Consider the following 20,896-nt stretch of genomic DNA (forward strand, 5'->3'; position numbering starts at 1 on the left):
AAACAAAGGTTATGATATTTACAAAAAGGTAGTAACCTATGTTATACTCAATGTAAGCCTATTCATAAAGGGGAACTAATGATGCTAAATAACAATATTTTATATGTACCTATCGGAAGAAAAACATTTGATTTAGAAGCAGGGGAAGCCTATCGTCTTCAGAGCTCTGAATGGTTACATGCAACCTGTGCAAAGGTAATCGAGCCAAATGGTATCTTAACATCTGTAGAAGAATTAGAAGATTTCTTGAAAGAAGCAAAACATGAAAAAATTGATACAATCCTTTATCAAAGTGTCACATTTGCTGATGGCGAGTTCATGGTGGAGATCTTAAAGCATAGAACAGAGCCTGTTATTGTATGGTCTGTTAGAGAACCAAGTGTTGGGGGACGGTTACGTTTAAACTCCTTAACGGGAGGTAACAGCACAAGTAATGTTTTACGAAACCATAACCACACATTTGCTTTTGTTTTCGGAAATCCAGATGAACAAAAACTTCAGGATAAATTAACAAAACAATTAAAAGTAAGTAGAGTCCTTGCGCAATTAAATGAGTTGACCATTGGGGTAGTGGGAGAGCACCCTCCAGGATTCTTTTTCTCAGATACAAACGAACAAGAACTAAAAGAAGCACTCGGCGTGAACTTATATAAAATGGATTTGCAAAAAGCATTCAAAGAATGTGTAGAGCTTCCAAAAGAGGAATGGCTGCCTGCGATTGAAAGGGCAGAACAGCAAGTAATCGGCTTAAATCGATCCGATGAAACAGTGACGAAATTCGCGCAATTCTCGACTTATGTCAAAAAGCATATTGAAGCACACGACATACAGGCTATTGCGGTTAGATGCTGGCCAGACTTCTTCAACGACTTAGGGGCTGCAGCTTGTTCCACCCTATCTCAATTTACAGAAGACGGCGTCGTTTCATCCTGTGAGTCAGATATCCACGGCTCTGTATCCATGTTTGTATTACAACAATTGAGTGGTGGAAAAGCACCGTATCTTGGCGATCTTGTTCATGTAAATGAAGAAAACAATTCTGTTGTGTTCTGGCATTGTGGTGCAGGAGCGTATTCCTTAGCAAGAGAAGAGACGGGTGCAACAGCAGGTGTTCATCCTAACAGAAAACTTGGATTCACAATGGACTTTGGACTAAAGGCTGGTGGTGTCACCATCTTCCGAGTGAGTCATACACCAGAAGGGTATCGCTTACTGATCATGAAAGGAGAAGCGCTTGACTCTCCGCAGCACTTCCAAGGTACTTCTGTTGAAGTTGCCTTGCAAAAAGATGTGACAGAAACTCTTTATGAGGTTATGAATGAAGGGTTTGAGCCGCATTTTGCCTTAGTATACGATGACGTAGTGGAAGAACTAGTTGAACTTGGTAGAATGCTAGGAATTAAAACAGAGATTTATGGCTCTTAATAAGAGTCTGCTTGTCTAAGGGGACAACAAAGGGGTTTTTTATATGCACCAACAAAGCAACAAACAAATAGCGCTCTATCTTCAAATAAAGGAAACACTTATCCAGCGAATTCAGGAGAAGATATGGCTGCCCAATAAATTAATACCAACCGAACAAGAGTTGATGAAAGAGTTTGAGGTTAGTAGAACAACCATCAGACAGGCAATAAGCATGATGGTTCAAGATGGATTGTTGGAGAGGCAGCAAGGACGGGGTACAATTGTTAAATCACAACAGCTTGTGGGGAGTTTAGGAAGATTAAAAGGATTTGCAGAAGAAGTGTTAGAGCGTGGATTAACACCGTATTCCCAACTAATAAGAGCTGAATTCTCCACCGACTTATATCACGAAAAAGCAATGCTCCAAACGGATGATGTATCCATCTTAGTGATTGAACGAATTCGGTTTGCAGATAACTTGCCCATTGCCTATGAAAGAAGCTGCTGGCCTAAATCAATCGGCGAGAAGCTGATGAAAGAAGAGCTCAATCAAGCAAACTTTTATCAAATTCTCGAGCAAAACGGTATCGCCTTAAGAAAAGCCAATGAAAAAATCTCTGCCATGAATGCTACGATGCATGAAGCGGATTTGCTCGGGATCAGGGCAGGGGAAGCGTTAATTGAGATGACAAGATTAAGTTATGGAATTGACGATAAACCAATCGAGTATACTAGAACAAAATTTCGAAGTGATCAATACCACTACAATGTGGAATTAACAAGATGATAAAGGGGCTGTAACAATGACAACAACAACTATCTCTACACACGGACTATATATCAATGGACAAACAGTAGAAACGAAAGAAACCATGGCAGTAACAAGCAAGTACACACAAGAAGCGGCATACCATGTTGCCGTTGCGGAACAAGCTCACGTGAAAGAAGCAGTACAAGTGGCAAAAGATTCTTTAAAAGAAGATTTTACGCCGTACCAACGCTACCAAGTATTACTTAAAGCGGCACAGCTGTTATTAGCCAAAAAAGAGGAGTTTGCTAAAGTATTGGCAACAGAGGTTGGAAAGCCAATCAGAGAGTCAAGAGGAGAAGTAGAGCGTGCAGCTCAAACGCTTGAAATTTCTGCAGAAGAAGCAAAAAGAATTCATGGGGAAGGTGTACCGGTGGAAGCTGCACCAGGATCTGAAAACCGCATGGCATTCACATTGAAAGTGCCAGTGGGAGTGATTGCAGCGATTACACCATTCAACGTGCCACTTAATCTTGTTTGCCATAAAATCGGTCCAGCATTAGCAGCAGGAAACAGTGTAGTGTTAAAACCTGCAGAAGTAACACCTGTATGCGCGTATATGTTAGCTGAAGTACTTACAGAAGCTGGTTTACCTAAAGGGCGTTTACACGTTATAACTGGAGACGGTCCAAGCATTGGGGACTGGTTGCTAGAAAATGAAGATGTTAATATGTTCACCTTTACGGGAAGTCCTCGAGTTGGGGAACTTATCCGTCAAAAAGCTGGTCTTCGAAAAGTAGCATTGGAACTTGGAAACAATTCCGCAACAGTGGTTCACTCAGATGCAGACTTAGAACTTGCTTCTTCCATGGTAGCTCAGAAGAGTTTCAATAATGCAGGTCAAGTATGTATCTCTGTACAACGTGTGTATGTACACGAGGATGTATATGAAACATTTGTCCAACAGCTTAAAGAGAAGACAGAAAAATTTGTTGTGGGTAATCCATTGGAAGAAACAACTGATATCGGCCCGATGATCCGATTAAGTGAAGCAGAGCGTGTGGAGGCTTGGGTCAATGAAGCGGTGGAACAAGGAGCAACGGTTGTAACAGGCGCTAAACGTGATGGAGCTTTCTATTATCCTACTATTCTTACGGATGTGCATGATGATATGAAAGTTTGCCGTCAGGAATTGTTTGGTCCAGTCGTTTCTGTTGCACCTTATAAAGAAAAAGATGAGGTCATTGCGAAAGTGAATGATTCTGATTATGGATTACAGGCTGGGTTGTTTACGAAGGATTTAGGGTTTGCAATGAAGGCTGCCAAAGAAATTGAAGTGGGTGGCTTGATTGTGAATGATGCTTCTGCATATAGAGTGGATAGTATGCCATATGGTGGCGTGAAGAGAAGCGGTACCGGGAAAGAAGGCCCTAGATATGCGATTGAGGAAATGACAGAAGAAAGAATCGTTGTGTTTAATTTATAAATTTGGTTAACGCCGCTGTTGATTTCCAATCAACACTAGTATGGTAAAGTAATAGGATGGCCTGGCTCGGTTTGGTGGAGCCGGGGCTTTTCCATTTTTTTAGAGGATTGAGGCGAAAAGGTTTGGCTTTTTTACAAGTACTACTACCTGTATTTATGATATTTGCCATAGGGTTCATCGGACAGAAAACATTGGGATTTGATACCAAGACCCTATCAAAGATGGCCTTGTACTTGCTTTCACCTGTACTGGTATTTCGTACTTTTTATACTAACGCATTTAGTAGTAATCATTTATATATTATTTTATATACGTTTCTTCTTTGTTTTGCATTGATTGCTTTAGTGTATTTGTTATCTTGGATTAAGAAATTCTCAAGGGCGGAAACTTGCGGGATGATTCTAGCGGCTAGTTTCATGAACAATGGAAATTACGGTACTCCTGTTGCATTATTGCTCTTTGGAGCGGCAGGGTTCGAGTATGCTATTGTGTTGATGGTCGTTCAATCATTGCTGATGGGTACAGTGGGGGTGTATTATGCTGCGAAAGGAAGTCCGGAAAATGCTGGCGTAAAAACCGCTTTAAGAGCAGTGGTGAAAATGCCTATCCTTTACGGAGCAATTGTTGGTTTGTCCTTTCAGTTTCTTTCCATTCCTGTTTCCTCTTCTATCATGGAAGCAGTTAATCTTGTAGCAAATGCTACTGTTCCTGTGATTATGGTCATTTTGGGGATGCAGTTGGCTAAGATATCTATTCGAAATGCACCGAAGGAAAAATTAGCTTATGCTATTGGGATTAAATTATTTCTTTCTCCTTTAATTGCTTTTGGCTTAACTTTGTTGCTTCCTGTAGATCCGATGGTCAAGCAGTTGATGATTATTATGGCTGCGATGCCGACAGCAGCAAATACGACGATGTATGCATTGGAATTTAATACGGAGCCGGATTTTGTTTCAAGCAGTACGTTGATTAGTACGTTGTTGACTATTGTTAGTTTACCTATTATGTTTTGGATTGTTTTATAGGGTCAGTTCCTTTTAGGGGAGCTGGCTTTTTATTGGTTACGAAATTTTAAAATAATCGAATTGTGGAATAGTCTTCATCGTCGTGATGAAAACCTGAGTGGCGAGGAAAAAGAAGGAAAGAAGTCCTCATCACCGTTATGAGGACCTGAATGACGAGGAAAAAGGAGAAGAGAAGTCTTCAAGGCAGGTATGAAGACCTGAGTGACGAGAAAAAAGGAGAAGAGAAGTCTTCAAGGCAGGTATGAAGACCTGAGTGACGAGAAAAAAGGAGAAGAGAAGTCCTCATGGTAGGTATGAAGACCTAGGTGACAAGGAAAAAGAAGGAGAGAAGTCCTCATCAGCTTTATGAAGACATGAATGACGAGGGAAATGGAATAGAGAGGTCCTCTCCTGTCCTTTCCCCTTCCTCCCGCAGGCGTCTGCGCGCCTTCCACTCCAATCAACAGCTAGAGATCACTTCAAATCAACAAGTCTTATAAAATATGAAAAATAAATTATGTGAATTTTGATAAATATTTATTGAATTTACTGAAAAAAGAAAGTATTATTTTAAATAGGAGTTATGAAAACGCTACCAAATAACTTTCGCTTGGGTTAGAGGGGTTGCTTTGCTCTTAAAGGTAGTAACGTAAGTAGGTTAAGGTAGTAACGTTATAATGAAAGGGGGAAATGTTATGAAAAAGTTTACATTGCTTACGATCGTTTTGGCATTAATGGCGTCTCTTGCTTTAGCAGGGTGTTCTTCCGAAGGATCATCTGGTGAAAAGGATGGAAAGACAACCATCAGTTTTATTCACTGGCGTGGGGAAGATGTTGAGGTGTTCAATGAGCTGATAGCTAAGTTTGAAGAGGAAAATCCAGAAATAAAAGTCGATATGACGGCATACCCGTCAGAACAATACCAATCCACTGCACAAACTTTACTTCGTGATGGTACAACAGGTGATGTTTTTGTTTCCATGCCTGGATCTCAATTTGAAATCATCCAAAAAGCTGGATTCTTCGAGGACTTATCCGGAGAAGAGTTTGTCTCTAATTTTAATGAAAGTCTCTTAGATGTGGGACAAAGCGAAGGAAAACAATATGCATTACCATATCAGCTTGTGTTCAACCAACCTATCTATAATGCTGGAATCTTTGAAGAGTTAGGATTAGAACCACCGACTGATTGGGAAGGTTTCTTGGCTCTATGTGAAACCCTTAAAGAAAATGGGTACACACCTATAGCATTCCCTGGTGCTGATATTGGGCCTGGTCAGTTCATGAACGCTATGATGATGAACAATGCGACAGATGAAGAAGTATTTACAAAACTCGTAAACGGAGAAGTTAAATTGACGGACGAGTGGTGGGTAAAAACTTTAGCTCAGTTCAAAGAATTAAATGACAAGGAATATTTCCAAGACAATGCTTTAGGGACGAAGCATGATGGAGCAATTGCTTTGGTAGGACAAGAGAAGGCTGCGATGCTTGCTACAGGCTCTTATGCAATGGCAAATATTAAGAGTCATAAAGAAGACGTGAAATTGAATCTGTTGGCACCAATCACTGTTTCTGAATCTGAAGCAAAATATGAAGGTATCCACACTACCACATTCATGTTGGCAGTAAACAGTAAATCTGAAAAACAGGAGCAAGCGAAAGCATTCATTGAATTCTTGAGTAAACCGGAGAATGCATCTATGTATGCGAATAAGACTGGACAGCATCTGACAGTGAACGATGTAAACTATGAGTCTGAAGTTCTAAAAGATACAGTACATTGGATGGATAAAAACACAAGGTTCCAACCACGTTATCTAATTCCAAATGCGGATGTAGAAAAAGCAGTTGTTGGCTCTATCCAAGATGTATTAAGCGGTACCGACCCGAAAGAAGCTGCGAAAAAAGCGCAACAAATTGTGGATCAAAATTTGAATTAATAGGATCTAAGGGGAGGAGGCTGATGTTCTCCTCTTCCTTTAATATGAAAGGAGGATACGATGAAACAGAGTAAGTGGCTTTACTTATTTTTTGTACCCGGTCTTATTTTCTATAGCATATTCTTTATCCTCCCAACGATTAGTGCCGTGTTTTACTCGTTCACCGATTGGGATGGACTTACTACTGATTTTAACTTTGTGGGACTTGAGAATTATAACAATCTAGTTACCAATGATTCTATTTTTATTAAGGCAATGACAAACAACTTGAAATTCATGCTGTTTGTAGTTGTTTTTCAAACATTGTTTTCATTGGTGTTCGCGATTTTACTAGTTAAAAATACAAAAACAAATATTTTCCTAAGAGCTCTGTATTTCTTTCCGACCATTCTTTCCTCTGTTTCGGTAGCTTTTATCTGGTCCTATATGTACGATCCTAACTTAGGAATCATCAATAATCTCTTTAATAGTGTAGGACTTGAAATGCTTGCAAACAATTGGCTCGGTGATCAAAACATTGCCATTTATTCCATCGCCTTTGTACAGGTCTGGTTCCATACAGGGCAGATGCTCATTATATTTGTTGCTGGTCTGCAAGCAATACCTGAGGATCTGTACGAAGTGGCAAAAATTGAAGGTGCCAGCCGCTGGCAAACTTTCAGCAAGGTAACATGGCCGCTGATTGCTCCGGCTGCAACCATCGTAGTTGCTTATACGACCATCCAATCTTTTAAAGCATTTGACCTGATATATGCCATGACAAGGGGTGGCCCGAACTATGCCACAGAGATTTTGGCAACCCACATTTACACAACAGCTTTCAGAAGCTTTAAGTTTGGATATGCATCAGCGGAGTCCGTTATCTTTATGCTGGTCATTGCACTTATTACATTCCTGCAGTTCCGTGTACTACGGGCAAACAGAGTAGAAAATTAGAAGGGGGGAACGACGATGAAATGGACTAAAAAATTGTTATTGATCATCTATGCAACTCTTATTCTAGTGCCAGTGGTATCCATCGTACTAGCAACATTTAAAACAACATCTGAAATTTATGAGAATATATTAAGTCTGCCGTCGAGCTTCAACTTCAGTAACTACTTAGGAATCTTCCAAGAGCAGGCGATGGGCACCTATTTTGTAAACAGCGTCCTTGTGACACTTGTGTCTGTTGTATTTACTTTATTCTTTGCAAGTCTTGTCGCATTCGGCATCACAAGGCTCGGGGGGTGGATTGGTGGCGGGATATTCGTGTTCTTTACCATTGGAATGATGGTGCCGGCACAAGTAAACATGATACCTTTGTATCAATTAGTCTACAGTTTAGGTTTAACCAATTCATTAGTAGGTTTAATGATAGTCAATCTTTCCGTTACCCTGCCTGTAGCAGTTTTCATTCTTTCCGGATTCATGAGGTCCTTGCCTAAATCTTTGTTTGAAGCATGTACTATTGACGGAGGGAACAACTGGCAGATGTACTATCGCATTGCATTGCCACTATCTTTGCCATCTTTGTCGGCAACGGCTATTTTTCTCTTTGTGATGCATTGGAATGATCTTCTCTACCCACTTTTATTTATCACAAAAGCGGAATACAAAACTCTTCCGCTAGCTCTATTAGAATTCCAGGGTGAATATATGACGAACTATCCGATGTTATTTACAGGAGTTATTATCGCTTCTGCTCCAATGGTTCTCGCGTACCTTTTCCTTCAACGTTACTTTGTTGCCGGAATGACCGCGGGTTCTGTTAAGGGATAAGTTGTTTTGCAATAAATGGTAGTGACGATACTATCTTTTACAGGTGAAACATATTAGAATAGAAGTAGATAGGTAAAAGGAGTGTCGGCAACAGTGAAAATAAATCATAGCAGTCCTATACCACTTTATCACCAAATCAAGGATATTTTGGTAAAAAGGATTGTGGATAAAGTGTGGGGACCGGGTGACTTGATTCCCACAGAACAGGAACTGATGAAGGAATTCGATGTAAGCAGAACAACTATAAGACAAGCGATTACATCGATGGTTCATGATGGACTTTTGGAGAAAAAGCAAGGAAAAGGAACGACAGTCAAGTATCAGAAGTTAGTGGGATCCCTTGGCCGTCTCACAGGCTTTGCAGAAGAAGTGATGGAAAAAGGCTTGATGCCTCATTCCAAGTTATTAAGAACCGAATTCAGGGATGACCTTTTTATTGAAAAAGCTAAACTCAACTTAAATGATGAAGATAAAATATTGGTCATAGACCGGATTCGCTTTGTGAACGATTTACCGATTGCGCTTGAACGTACATGTTGGCCGGAAGAAATCGGTGAAATTTTATTAAAACATGATCTCAACAATGCTAAGTTTTATCAGATATTAGAAGAGAATGGCGTAATGCTGAAAAAAGCAAACGAAAAAATATCAGCAGTCAATGCCACGCTTCATGACGCGGACCTTCTCGGCATAAGCGGTGGACAAGCCTTACTGGAAATGACTCGTTTAAGCTATGGCATCAATGACAAGCCAATTGAATTCGCCAAAACAAAATACCGCTCCGATCAATATCAATACCAAGTAGAGCTAACAAGATAACTCTAAAACTGCCACAGTGCGCAAACTTGCCTGTGGCAGTTTTTCTATTTGATAAGTATGTAAAACGGTTAATTTCTGTTCCAGTCGCTTCGCTTATCCGAAGGGCGGTCCGGAAGTCTCCTCGGGCATTCGCCCTGTGGGGTCTTCCCTGTTCCTTCCTCCCACGGGCGTCTGCGCGCCTTCCACTGCAATCAACAAAGGAATTCCACTCACTGAAATATTTGTATAGAAAGCCTTCCCAGAGTTGACTGTAAGACATAAACATAACGGGTTTCCTTCAGAGGTGCAAACAAGTAAATATCCATGCAAAACGTACTGTATTTTACATAGAAATTCACAGTGCGTTTTTTATTGTTATACCAACTATCAAATGAGTTTTTACTTCAAAACTACAATCAAATTACATACCATTTCTAAAGATAAAATAATTATTGGATGGTGTGTAAATTTGAAGGTAAATAAGGATTTTTTGGTGTTAAACGCAGGTCAATTATAAATATGTTAAAATATAGGTATGATTGATAATTTTAACAATTCAACAAACGGGCAGGATTGTTTAGTAAGGGTTATTATTCTTTTTGGGGGAGAATTATGAGGAAAATAATTAATCTTTTCATTTTAGGGATTTTAGGGGTGCTTTTAATGTTTATGATTATAGGAATAATTTCTTTCTATTCTGCATCCAAGACCGAGGACCAGATGCCAATTGAGATGGTAGCTTTCAATAGTTTGACTGATCAAGAAAGTGATTTAATACCAGTAAGCCCAAAGGATTCAAATGTGAAACAAGTTCCTGTTAATGATGATATACAAGAATCAATAGATATTAATTATGATAAAGACCAAGTGTATGCTGTTACTTTTAATAACACTGCGACAGTTACTACTGGAAATCTTGTAGTTTATGTTGGTTTAGATAAAAAAACAGTTCTTGGGAAAGGATTTACCAGTAATTAGAAAGTGCTACTTCCGTTTAATAGGGCGATTGCAGCATAGTGGATCGCTCCTTATTTAAGAATTGGGCAGTATTATGGAACAAGATTTTAGTATAGAAATGTGGGTGAATGAATGGACAAAGTTGAAGAGAAATTAAAAGAAACTGATAAGAAAAGACGAATTTTCACATTATTGATAGTGGTTTTTATTATTGGAGCAATAACCATCCCTTTTATTAAATTACCCGTTAATGCTGCTGGTTTGTTAGTTCCGTTTAAGGTTGAGTCTGCAACGTACGTTCCAATAGATGTAGAAAAACAATATTCTAAAATTAGTGGTTTTAATAGAGTGAAAACTGTATATGAAAATCAAGAAGAGTCAATTTCAGTGTGGGCTACAAGTGAAATTGGCTGGAATAATGTATCAAATTGGGATGAACAAATAACACTTAATGACGGTACAACTGCATATTACAATGTTATTGATGATAACGTTCATATGATTAGCTGGAGAAAAGATGGAGTCGAATATGCAATTGATTATAAAGGAGTCAAAGAAATATCGAAAGAAAAATTGATTAAAATGGTTCAATCTATAGAGTAATCAAAGCACGACTTCATCAATTATCTAGGGCGATTGTTGTGTAATAAAACAAAGTAAAAAAGGCTTAGGAGAGATAATCTCTTTGAGCCTTTTTTATGTTAAAAATGGCGTGATTTCTATTGTAATTTGCTGTTTGCACCCCACAAGTAAACTCGTTAATATAAACATTAAGATCTTTTTATTTACTAGCTGGTGATAGGAGCACGGGGCGGAGACTCCTCGAAAATGCTACGCATTTTCTTCGTGCGATGTATCGCTGCCGGAGCTTTCCTTCTCCTGAGGGAGGTAGCGGTAGGTTGAGACCCCGCAACGGAGTGAGGAGGCTCAAGCACCGCCCCTAGGAAAGCGAAGCCCAGTGCGGAAATCAACAGCGGTGTTTATACAACCTCTCAAATATTTTAATACACAAAAAGGTTGTAACCTTAATACAAAACGTATTAAAATGTAGGTATGAAAAATGTAAGCGTTATACCTAAACTCGATTACCATATGAATTGAGGTTAATAATATGACATTCCAAAACCAAACCATACTACCGGCTGTAAAAAACGGCAAAACACTCGAAAGGTTTTTACAAAGCAATTACGAATATGGTGTGATATTAGACAGTCAACTCTCACAAATACCAAATTATATAAAAGCAGCAAATAAAGAGAAGAAAAAACTGTTCGTCCACGTGGACCTTATACAAGGCATAAAAAATGATGAACATGCGGCAGAATTCTTATGTCAAACGTTAAAGCCGGCAGGGCTCGTCTCCACGAGAGCGGCAGTGATTGCAAAAGCCAAACAAAGGGGCATTTACGCTATACAGCGCCTCTTTTTACTCGACTCCAATGCAGTGGAGAAAAGTTACCAGGTAATAGAAAAGGTTCAGCCTGACTTTATTGAAGTATTACCCGGGGTTGTCCCACATATGATTAGGGAAGTAAAAGAAAAAACAGGAATTCCTGTTTTTGCAGGAGGATTGATCCGTTCTGTAGAAGATGTGGATCGAGCGATTGAAGCAGGAGCGACAGCAGTCACCACATCTAAACAGGATCTTTGGGAGCATTATTCGAAATAAGTGTTAGGGAGAGTGCTAGAAATGGAAAAATATATTTTATCATTAGATCAGGGAACAACAAGTTCACGAGCGATTCTATTTAATAAAAATGGGGAACCGGTGTATACAGCGCAAAAAGAATTTCAACAGTATTTTCCCAAGTCAGGCTGGGTCGAACATAATGCTAACGAAATATGGAGTTCCATTTTATCTGTAATTGCGTCGTGTTTATCAGAGTCCGGAGTTAAGCCAAATCAGATTGAAGGTATTGGTATAACCAATCAACGTGAAACGACTGTTGTGTGGGATAAGGAGACGGGGCAACCGATACATAATGCAATTGTTTGGCAGTCCAGGCAGACGGCTGAAATTTGTGAGGAGTTGAAGGAGGCCGGTCATGAACAGACCTTCCGAGACAAAACTGGGCTATTAATTGATGCTTATTTCTCTGGGACAAAAGTAAAGTGGCTGCTTGATCATGTCGATGGTGCACGAGAGCGAGCAGAAGGTGGCGAGTTGCTTTTTGGTACGATTGATACTTGGTTAATCTGGAAGCTTTCAGGCGGGAAGGCTCATGTGACAGATTATTCAAATGCGTCAAGAACGCTTTTATATAACATCCATGAATTGAAATGGGATCAAGAGTTACTAGCTATTTTGGATGTGCCAGCAAGTATGCTTCCGGAAGTAAAACCATCATCAGAAATTTATGCACATACCGTAGACTATCACTTCTTTGGGCAGGAAATCCCGATTGCCGGTGCGGCAGGCGATCAGCAAGCAGCGCTATTCGGACAGGCTTGCTATGAAGAGGGGATGGCCAAGAACACTTACGGGACAGGTTGTTTTATGCTTATGAATACAGGAGACAATCCGATCAAATCAGAGAGCGGACTGCTTACTACCATCGCTTGGGGAATTGATGGAAGAGTAACCTACGCATTGGAAGGTAGTATTTTTGTAGCAGGATCAGCCATTCAGTGGCTTCGGGATGGACTAAGGATGTTCAAGGATGCTAGTCAAAGTGAAGAGTATGCCACAAAAGTAGACTCTACTGAAGGCGTGTATGTCGTTCCGGCATTTGTTGGACTAGGGACTCCTTATTGGGACAGCGATGTTCGAGGTGCGGCATTTGGTTTAACGAGGGGGACATCTAAAGAACATTTTATTCGTGCCACGTTAGAATCATTGGCCTATCAGACGAAAGATGTTTTGACGGCAATGGAGCATGATTCAGGTATTTCTTTAAAAACATTGCGTGTAGATGGTGGGGCAGTGAAGAATAACTTCTTGATGCAATTCCAAAGTGATATGCTCCGGGTCGGAGTGGAGCGACCGTCTGTCAATGAAACAACGGCACTTGGAGCAGCTTATTTAGCTGGTCTGGCTGTCGGCTATTGGGAAAATAAAGAGGAGATATCCTCTCAGTGGCAGGTTGAATCAACCTTTGATGTAGAGATGGACCAAGAGGAACAAGAGAAATTGTATAGTGGTTGGAAAAAAGCAGTAAATGCAACTATTGCTTTTAAGTAAGCGTTGCATATGATATACTAAAAACAAGTTAATATTTCGGTTGGAGATTAGGAGAGACCACAGAACGTATTCAGAGCAGAAGCTTTGTCTATGTTTTCTGTGGTCTCTTTTTGTATATATACCTACTAAGAGGATGGAGGCAAATAAAATGAATAAATTAAACTTTGCGAGCTTTAACAGAAGACTTATTTTAGAAAAAATGTCAGAAGAGACACAAGATGTATTAGTAATTGGTGGTGGAATTACGGGCAGTGGAATTGCCCTGGATGCTGCAACACGGGGACTGAAAACGGCTGTTGTTGAAATGCAGGACTTTGCTGCCGGTACATCCAGCCGCTCTACTAAACTTGTTCACGGAGGACTTCGATACTTAAAACAATTAGAAGTGAAGATGGTGGCAGAAGTAGGCAAGGAACGTGCGGTCGTTTATGAAAATGGTCCACATGTTACGACACCTGAATGGATGTTGTTGCCGATTCAACAAGGAGGAACATTTGGGAAATTCTCGACGTCCTTAGGTTTAAGAGTGTATGACTTCCTGGCAAATGTTAAAAGATCGGAACGCCGCAAGATGCTGAACGCACAAGAAACGTTAACACGGGAGCCGCTTTTAAATAGCAAAGGCTTAAAAGGTGGAGGCGTTTATGTAGAGTACCGCACTGATGACGCACGCCTCACCATTGAAGTCATGAAAGAGGCAGTTAAACGAGGTGCAGAGGCAGTAAACTATGCAAAAGTGGAAGAGCTTCTTTATGAAGATGGTAAAGTAGTTGGGGCAAAAGTGGTCGATCAATTATCAAATAAGGCATATACAATCCGTGCTAAAAAAATAGTAAATGCTGCAGGCCCGTGGGTAGATACGCTGCGTGAAATGGACGGCTCTAAAAAAGGAAAGCATTTGCAACTTACAAAAGGAATTCATTTAGTTTTCGATCAGAAGAAATTCCCGTTAAAACAGGCTATCTATTTTGACACACAAGACAAAAGAATGATCTTTGCCATTCCGCGTGATGGAAAAACGTATGTAGGGACAACGGATACTGTTTATAAGGAAGACATGGTGCATCCACGAATGACCAAAGAGGATAAAACGTATGTACTAGAAGCTATTGCTTACATGTTTCCTTCCTTAAAGTTGAAGGAGTCGGACATTGAATCCAGTTGGACGGGACTACGACCGTTAATCCATGAAGAAGGAAAGTCTGCATCAGAGATTTCCAGAAAAGACGAAGTGTGGATCTCAGACTCCGGATTGATTACCATTGCAGGAGGAAAGTTGACAGGTTATCGTAAAATGGCAGAAATGGTGGTTGATTTAATTAATAAGCAGTTTGTAAAAGAAACTGGTAAAAATTATGGAGGATCCAAAACAAAGAATATGCCAATTTCAGGTGGGGATGTTGGAGGTTCTAACAACTTCCCAACCTACATGACAGCGAAAGTGAAAGAAGGAATGAAGCTAGGTTTTACAGAAGAAAAAGCAACAAAGCTTTCCGCTATGTATGGTTCAAATGTGAATAAACTTTATGCCATTGCCAAAACGGAGATAGCTCAAGCAGAAAAAACCGGGTTGCCGTTAGATGTTTATGTCAGGGTGATGTATGCAATTAGAGAAGAAATGACGGCAACTCCTGCTGACTTTTTTATCCGCAGAACGGGAGCGCTATTTTTCGACATAGCCTGGGTAGAAAAGTGGAAAACAAAAGTATTGGATTTAATGGGCAAAGAATTAGTTTGGAGCAGGGAGCAAAAAGATCAGAACCGAATCATTTTAGAGCGTCATTTACATGATGCAGTAAGAGCGGTGGACGAAGAGCAGGGTTTTGATCAAAAGGTTTCTAATAAAATCAGTTAGGTTTATCTTTAAAAAGGAATTGCGTAGGGCAATTCCTTTTCTTTTTTAGTATAATAATGAGTGAAAACGTTCACGAACGCGTAATTTGTCATAATTCGACGTATTTTTTTTGCAGGAAGCATTAGTATGGAAGTAGAAGTCTTACTATATCCTGATAAACGCAAGGAGGAAAAGACAGATGAAATGGATGGAAAAATTCGATCTTTGGGAATCTCACACTAATCTTGATGAAGAAATGGTGAAGCTGATTCAAGAAATGAAAAATGATGACAAGGCGAAAGAAGAAAGCTTTTACAAAGAATTGGAATTTGGAACAGGTGGAATGCGCGGGGAAATTGGCGCAGGAACAAACCGAATGAATATATATACTGTGCGAAAAGCCTCTGAAGGATTGGCACGATACATAGAATCCTTTGGTGAGGAAGCGAAAAAGGGTGGAGTGGCAATCGCTTATGATTGCCGTCATAAATCTCCGGAGTTTGCAATGGAAGCAGCCAAAACGTTGGCAAGCCACGGCATTCAGACTTATGTATTTGAAAGCCTGCGTCCGACGCCGGTGCTTTCTTTTGCCGTTCGTTACTTAGGAGCATTCTCCGGTATCGTCGTTACGGCGAGCCATAATCCACCGGAATATAACGGATACAAAGTGTATGGTCCAGACGGAGGACAATTGCCATTGTTTGAAGCGGATCAGGTCATCTCCAAAGTGAATGAAGTAGAAAATGAGCTTGATTTACAGGTTGCTTCAGAAGAAGAGCTGAAGAATAAAGGTCTGATTAAAATCATTGGCGAAGAATTGGACAAGGAATACTTGAAACAACTTACTACTATCAGCGTGCACCCTGAACTAGGAGAAGAGATGGGTGAGGATGTAAAGGTGGTATTTACTCCGTTACATGGTACAGCCAACCTGCCTGTACGCGAAGGGCTTGCAGCACTTGGATATAAAAATGTGAAAGTGGTGGCTGAACAAGAACAGCCAGATCCAAACTTCTCTACTGTATCCTCTCCAAACCCAGAAGAGCATGCAGCATTTGAATTGGCAATCCGTGATGGCAAGGAAATCGATGCAGATATCTTAATTGCAACAGATCCGGATGCAGACCGTCTTGGAGTAGCAGTCAAGAATCCTGACGGAGAGTATGTGGTGTTGACTGGTAACCAGACAGGTGCCCTTTTCTTACACTATTTATTATCTGAAAAGAAAGCGACAGGTACGCTTCCTTCAAACGGTGTGATGTTAAAAACGATTGTAACATCAGAATTTGGTCGAGTGATCGCAGACAGTTACGGAGTAGCAACTGTCGATACGTTAACCGGATTTAAATTCATTGGTGAGAAAATCAAGCAGTATGAAGAGAGCGGGGAATACACCTTCTTATTCGGATACGAAGAGAGTTATGGTTCCTTGATTGCTGATTTCGCCCGTGATAAAGATGCGGTTCAAGCATGCATCATGGCAGTAGAAATCTGCGCTTTCTACAAGAGACTTGGCAAGACGATGTATGAGGGATTAATGGAGTTGTATGAAGAGTACGGCTACTACCTTGAAGGAATGAAGTCCTTAACGTTAAAAGGAAAAGAAGGGGCCGAACAGATTGCTAACCTTCTGACAGCGTTCCGCAATACGCCGCCTGCTGATGTAGCAGGATACGCAGTTACAGCGATTGAGGATTATTCTACACAAGAGAGATTGGTTGTGGAAACAAAAACTGTGGAAAAAATGGAACTTCCAAAATCTAATGTACTGAAGTATTTCCTAGAAGACGGTACATGGGTGTGTGTAAGACCTTCCGGAACAGAGCCGAAGATCAAGTTCTATTTTGGAACGCAGTCTGAGACAATGGAAGATAGCAAAGAGAAACTAGAAACTATATCTACTTCCTTGATGGAAAAAGTGGATCAGTTTTTAAATAGCATGAATTCAGTAGGTAAAGATTAATTATTGTGGCGGAGATGGAAAGGCGAGGTAGGTCGCCTTTCCATTTTTTTTTGGAAGATTTTGAGTCTTGATTTTAGTCGATAAGGTAATTTGGCACGAACTCGTGTGCTTTTGGCACGAACTCAGGTGCTTTTGGCACGAACTCGTCTACTTTTGGCATCAACTCACCTCATTTTGGCACGAACTTCACCTGAGAAGTGAAAATTGCATACTTTAACGCTTCGTTAGGTGCAGTATGAAGATTATATGTTGCAGATTCAATACACCTACGACCAAAGTCGTACAAAAACCCCCGACTTTTTCCGAAAGCCAAAAGGGATTCTGATTGTTACAATAGAAAGATAAAAGGTGACAAGTAAGCTAGACGAAACAAGGGGGACATTTAAAGTGGTCCAGGAAAATCAAAGAATCCAAGAACTGCGCGCGCTAAAAATCATTGCGGAATCGCTTAACCAAGCAAATGATTTACCGACAATGCTAGAAAGTGTGTTAAAAGAACTACTTCAAGTGACAGGCCTCCAAACAGGCTGGATCTATCTTATAGATGAAAAAGGAAATTATACATTGGCAGCGGAACACGAGCTCCCGGCTGCACTCAAAAGCAACAATAAAAAACCTATGTGCGAGGGAGGGTGTTGGTGCCTTGATCGCTATCAGGACGGTCGGCTGAAGCGGGCATCCAATATCATTGCCTGCAAAAGGCTTGAGGATGCAATAAAGTTTGAGTGGGGGGAAACCAACGATATTACCCACCATGCAACAGTCCCATTACGTGCAGGAGAAGAAAAGTTTGGCCTTCTGAATGTAGCGTCACCTTCCAAAACACATTTCTCCGATACAGAACTGGCGCTTTTAGAGTCGGTTGCCTATCAAATTGGAACTGCCATCAAGCGTATCAGGCTTTCAGAAAACGAGCAACACCTTTCCATTTTGGCAGAAAGAAACCGTTTAGCTAGGGATTTACATGATTCAGTTAATCAACTTCTTTTCTCACTCATGCTCACAGCAAGAGGAACAAAAGAACTGACAAAAGACCCGCAAATTCTCGAAATGCTGACCTATATGCAGGAACTTTCACAAGAGGCATTAAGTGAAATGCGAGCGCTCATTTGGCAATTGAGGCCAGAAGGGTTGGAAAACGGGGTCGTCAGTGCACTGCTCAACTACGGAAAAGTGCTTGGTTTAAGCATTCATTCCGAGGTAAATGGTGTCATTGATCTCCCAAACCATATGGAAGAATGTTTATGGAGAATAGGGCAGGAGGCATTAAATAATTGTAAAAAGCATGCAGGGAAAAAAGAGGCATGCCTGTTAATTGAAGTGAAAAATAAAAGAGTTTCTATGGAGATAAAAGATACCGGAACAGGCTTTTCTTTTACACAAAGTGAAGAAATCCCTTCATTAGGGTTAAGAAGCATGAAAGAGAGAACGGAGGCGCTTGGAGGAAAATTTATTCTTTTAAGTGAATTAGGAAAAGGCACAATGGTACGTGTGGAGATGCCAGTGACTAAGGGGGAGAAAGAATGATCAGAATCATAATTGCAGATGACCATCATGTGGTGAGAAGAGGCTTGCTTTTCTTCTTAAAAACACAAAAAGATATTGAAATCGTCGGGGAAGCGAAAAACGGAAAGGAAGCAGTGGAACTTGCCGAAGCCTTGCAACCAGACGTTATTCTTATGGATTTGGTTATGCCTGATATGGATGGAATTGAAGCAACGAAGCAGATTATGGAAAGAAAAATTCCGTCCAAGGTATTGATTCTGACGAGTTTCTCTGACCAGGACCATGTAATCCCTGCCATCCGTGCAGGCGCGTCCGGCTATCAATTAAAAGATGTAGAACCTGATCAGCTGATTGAATCTATACGTGCTGTCCATCGTGGCGAGAGTCAGCTCCACCCCAAGGTGACTTCTCATGTTATGTCCCATTTTGCAAGAGGTATGGGAAATAAGAATCTTCATGAGGAACTTACCAAAAGAGAACGAGAAGTTTTAGCGGAGATTGCAAAAGGGAAAAGCAATAAAGAGATTGCTTCTACCCTTTTCATTACTGAAAAGACTGTAAAGACGCATGTCTCCAATATTTTAGCAAAGTTGGAGTTGGCAGATCGGACGCAGGCGGCATTATATGCTGTGAAACATGGCATTGCCTGAAACCTACATCTTTGGTCGTAGAAAAAATGATTCATTTTTCGTAGGGAAAGTTAGCTATTTCTTCCGATTTGCCATTGAAGAATGTCGAATATACTAAAAGTATAAAGACAGTTGGAGGGAGTAAATAGTGATGAAAATTTTAGCGATAAGCGGTAGTCCAAGAAAAAATGGTCGTACAGGGATAGCAGCAAGATTTTTTCAAAATAAATATGGGGTAGAGGTTATTGATTTAAGTGAAGGGGACATTCCGTTATACAATGGAGAGTCTTATCAGGCGGAACTTGAAAACGTGGAGTCCTTGAGAGCGAAAGTTAAACTTTCAGATGCTGTGCTTCTTTTGTCTCCTGAGTACCATAGCGGCATGAGTGGTGCATTGAAAAACGCGTTGGATTTTATGGGCAGCGAGCAGTTCCATAGCAAGCCTGTTGGGTTATTGGCAGTAGCAGGTGGTGGAAAAGGCGGTATCAATGCATTAAACAATATGCGTGTGGTGGGCCGTGGCGTTTATGCGAATGTGATCCCAAGGCAATTGGTTTTGGATCCGCATTGTTTTGATTATGAAAATGATTCTTTGAATGAAGAGAGTGCGGAGTTGGTTGATGCACTATATAAAGAGTTAGTGATGTATGTGAAAATGCGAGAATATTTGTTGCAAAATGAAGAGGCCTAATTAAGGGCCTTTTTTTGTTTTATCATTTGTTGATAGGTCTTCATTGTCAGTTAGGTCGGTATGAAGACCTGAGTAGCAAGAAAATCAGGCGAGAGAAGTCTTCATGAGCGGTATGAGGACTTGTGTAGCAAGAAAATCGGGCCAGAGAAGTCTTCATGAATGGTATGAAGACCTGTGTGGCAAGAAAATCAGGCGAGAGAAGTCTTCATGAATGATATGAGGACTTGTGTAGCAAGAAAATCGGGCCAGAGAAGTCTTCATGAATGGTATGAAGACCTGTGTGGCAAGAAAATCAGGCGAGAGAAGTCTTCATGAATGATATGAGGACTTGTGTAGCAAGAAAATCGGGCCAGAGAAGTCTTCATGAATGGTATGAAGACCTGTGTGGCAAGAAAATCAGGCGAGAGAAGTCTTGATGAATGGTATGAGGACTTGTGTAGCAAGAAAATCGGGCGAGAGAAGTCTTCATGAGCGGTATGAGGACTTGTGTAGCAAGAAAATCGGGCGAGAGAAGTCTTCATGAGCGGTATGAAGACTTGAATAGCAAGAGAATAGGACAAGAGGAGTCTTCATGGTCGTCTCTTTTCTTCTAGGGATACTTTCTTTCAGAAATCCGTTCGTGCAAAGTCTAATTGGCCCAAAAACAATAATAAAAACAGCAACCCAAGGCTCATAGCACCCCGGATCACTGTTTGCCTAAGAAATGATTTACACCATATATCCGTGACTGATTTCATCCAATTGATCTTCTGTGCTCCTTGTTACAGCGTGATCAATATATCGAAGCAATTGATAGAGGTTATTCTCAATTTCCTTATAATCCTTTGAAAAATTGTAGGAGTGAAGGAAATGCTCGATATTTTTGGAAAGGAAGTCATCTTTAGTCCGCACCATCAGGATAAGCAAGTTATCCCACTCAGATCGGTGCGTGTAATATAAGGCGCGGTCATAATCAACTGTGTTCATCTGGAATCCTCGCCTCCTCTTGTTA

Annotated in this window: 19 protein-coding genes; 18 read left to right on the top strand and 1 reads right to left on the bottom strand. The window is 40.6% G+C overall.

All coding sequences use genetic code 11. From position 1 onward, the window contains the following. Positions 1-81 precede the first annotated feature (81 nt). The 18 genes from sftI to LC091_RS13110 all read left to right on the top strand — a co-directional run bounded on the left by sftI (position 82) and on the right by LC091_RS13110 (position 19,905). Positions 82-1,425 carry a sulfoquinovose isomerase gene (gene sftI, locus LC091_RS13025; RefSeq protein WP_226682740.1) on the top strand — a complete coding sequence of 448 codons (1,344 nt, stop codon included), beginning with the start codon at positions 82-84 and terminating at the stop codon, positions 1,423-1,425. 43 nt (positions 1,426-1,468) lie between these two features. Next, complete coding sequence (locus LC091_RS13030) at positions 1,469-2,191, top strand: GntR family transcriptional regulator (RefSeq protein ID WP_226682473.1); 723 nt, start codon at positions 1,469-1,471, stop codon at positions 2,189-2,191. Positions 2,192-2,207: 16 nt separating this feature from the next. After that, positions 2,208-3,638 carry an aldehyde dehydrogenase family protein gene (locus LC091_RS13035; RefSeq protein WP_226682474.1) on the top strand — a complete coding sequence of 477 codons (1,431 nt, stop codon included), beginning with the start codon at positions 2,208-2,210 and terminating at the stop codon, positions 3,636-3,638. Positions 3,639-3,760: 122 nt separating this feature from the next. Next, a complete protein-coding gene (locus LC091_RS13040; protein WP_226682475.1) occupies positions 3,761-4,663 on the top strand; it encodes an AEC family transporter in 903 nt (300 codons plus the stop codon). A 305-nt stretch (positions 4,664-4,968) separates the two neighbouring features. Next, the gene (locus LC091_RS13045; RefSeq protein ID WP_226682476.1) at positions 4,969-5,142 is read left to right on the top strand and encodes a hypothetical protein; all 174 of its coding nucleotides are present in this window, start codon (positions 4,969-4,971) and stop codon (positions 5,140-5,142) included. A 195-nt stretch (positions 5,143-5,337) separates the two neighbouring features. Continuing rightward, positions 5,338-6,585 (top strand): ABC transporter substrate-binding protein, encoded by a 1,248-nt coding sequence (locus LC091_RS13050; RefSeq protein ID WP_226682477.1) that lies wholly within the window; start codon positions 5,338-5,340, stop codon positions 6,583-6,585. A 60-nt stretch (positions 6,586-6,645) separates the two neighbouring features. Further along, positions 6,646-7,521 (top strand): carbohydrate ABC transporter permease, encoded by an 876-nt coding sequence (locus LC091_RS13055; protein ID WP_226682478.1) that lies wholly within the window; start codon positions 6,646-6,648, stop codon positions 7,519-7,521. Positions 7,522-7,536: 15 nt separating this feature from the next. Continuing rightward, complete coding sequence (locus LC091_RS13060) at positions 7,537-8,346, top strand: carbohydrate ABC transporter permease (protein ID WP_226682479.1); 810 nt, start codon at positions 7,537-7,539, stop codon at positions 8,344-8,346. Between the two features lie 93 nt (positions 8,347-8,439). Next, complete coding sequence (locus tag LC091_RS20535) at positions 8,440-9,165, top strand: GntR family transcriptional regulator (protein WP_226682480.1); 726 nt, start codon at positions 8,440-8,442, stop codon at positions 9,163-9,165. A gap of 591 nt (positions 9,166-9,756) precedes the next feature. Then, positions 9,757-10,122, top strand: a complete 366-nt coding sequence (locus LC091_RS13070; RefSeq protein ID WP_226682481.1) for a hypothetical protein — start codon at positions 9,757-9,759, stop codon at positions 10,120-10,122. A gap of 111 nt (positions 10,123-10,233) precedes the next feature. After that, the gene (locus LC091_RS13075) at positions 10,234-10,704 is read left to right on the top strand and encodes a hypothetical protein (RefSeq protein ID WP_226682482.1); all 471 of its coding nucleotides are present in this window, start codon (positions 10,234-10,236) and stop codon (positions 10,702-10,704) included. A 508-nt stretch (positions 10,705-11,212) separates the two neighbouring features. After that, positions 11,213-11,770, top strand: a complete 558-nt coding sequence (locus LC091_RS13080) for a glycerol-3-phosphate responsive antiterminator (protein ID WP_223492574.1) — start codon at positions 11,213-11,215, stop codon at positions 11,768-11,770. Between the two features lie 21 nt (positions 11,771-11,791). Further along, positions 11,792-13,282, top strand: a complete 1,491-nt coding sequence (gene glpK / locus LC091_RS13085; RefSeq protein ID WP_226682483.1) for a glycerol kinase GlpK — start codon at positions 11,792-11,794, stop codon at positions 13,280-13,282. A gap of 148 nt (positions 13,283-13,430) precedes the next feature. After that, positions 13,431-15,137 (top strand): glycerol-3-phosphate dehydrogenase/oxidase, encoded by a 1,707-nt coding sequence (locus tag LC091_RS13090; protein WP_226682484.1) that lies wholly within the window; start codon positions 13,431-13,433, stop codon positions 15,135-15,137. A 178-nt stretch (positions 15,138-15,315) separates the two neighbouring features. Next, a complete protein-coding gene (locus LC091_RS13095; protein ID WP_226682485.1) occupies positions 15,316-17,079 on the top strand; it encodes a phospho-sugar mutase in 1,764 nt (587 codons plus the stop codon). A 387-nt stretch (positions 17,080-17,466) separates the two neighbouring features. Further along, positions 17,467-18,606, top strand: a complete 1,140-nt coding sequence (locus LC091_RS13100; RefSeq protein ID WP_319003670.1) for a GAF domain-containing sensor histidine kinase — start codon at positions 17,467-17,469, stop codon at positions 18,604-18,606. Continuing rightward, positions 18,603-19,235, top strand: a complete 633-nt coding sequence (locus LC091_RS13105; protein WP_226682486.1) for a response regulator — start codon at positions 18,603-18,605, stop codon at positions 19,233-19,235. The genes LC091_RS13100 and LC091_RS13105 overlap by 4 nt, the downstream gene beginning before the upstream one ends. A gap of 130 nt (positions 19,236-19,365) precedes the next feature. Next, positions 19,366-19,905: an NADPH-dependent FMN reductase gene (locus LC091_RS13110; protein ID WP_226682742.1), complete on the top strand. Its 540-nt coding sequence runs from the start codon at positions 19,366-19,368 to the stop codon at positions 19,903-19,905. 708 nt (positions 19,906-20,613) lie between these two features. Here LC091_RS13110 and LC091_RS13115 read toward each other — a convergent pair. Next, on the bottom strand, positions 20,614-20,871 hold the full coding sequence (locus LC091_RS13115; RefSeq protein ID WP_060667079.1) for a YhdB family protein: 258 nt from the start codon (positions 20,869-20,871) through the stop codon (positions 20,614-20,616). Positions 20,872-20,896 lie beyond the last annotated feature (25 nt).

Source organism: Sutcliffiella horikoshii, assembly GCF_020524325.1.
Classification (GTDB): Bacteria; Bacillota; Bacilli; order Bacillales; family Bacillaceae_I; genus Sutcliffiella_A; species Sutcliffiella_A horikoshii_D.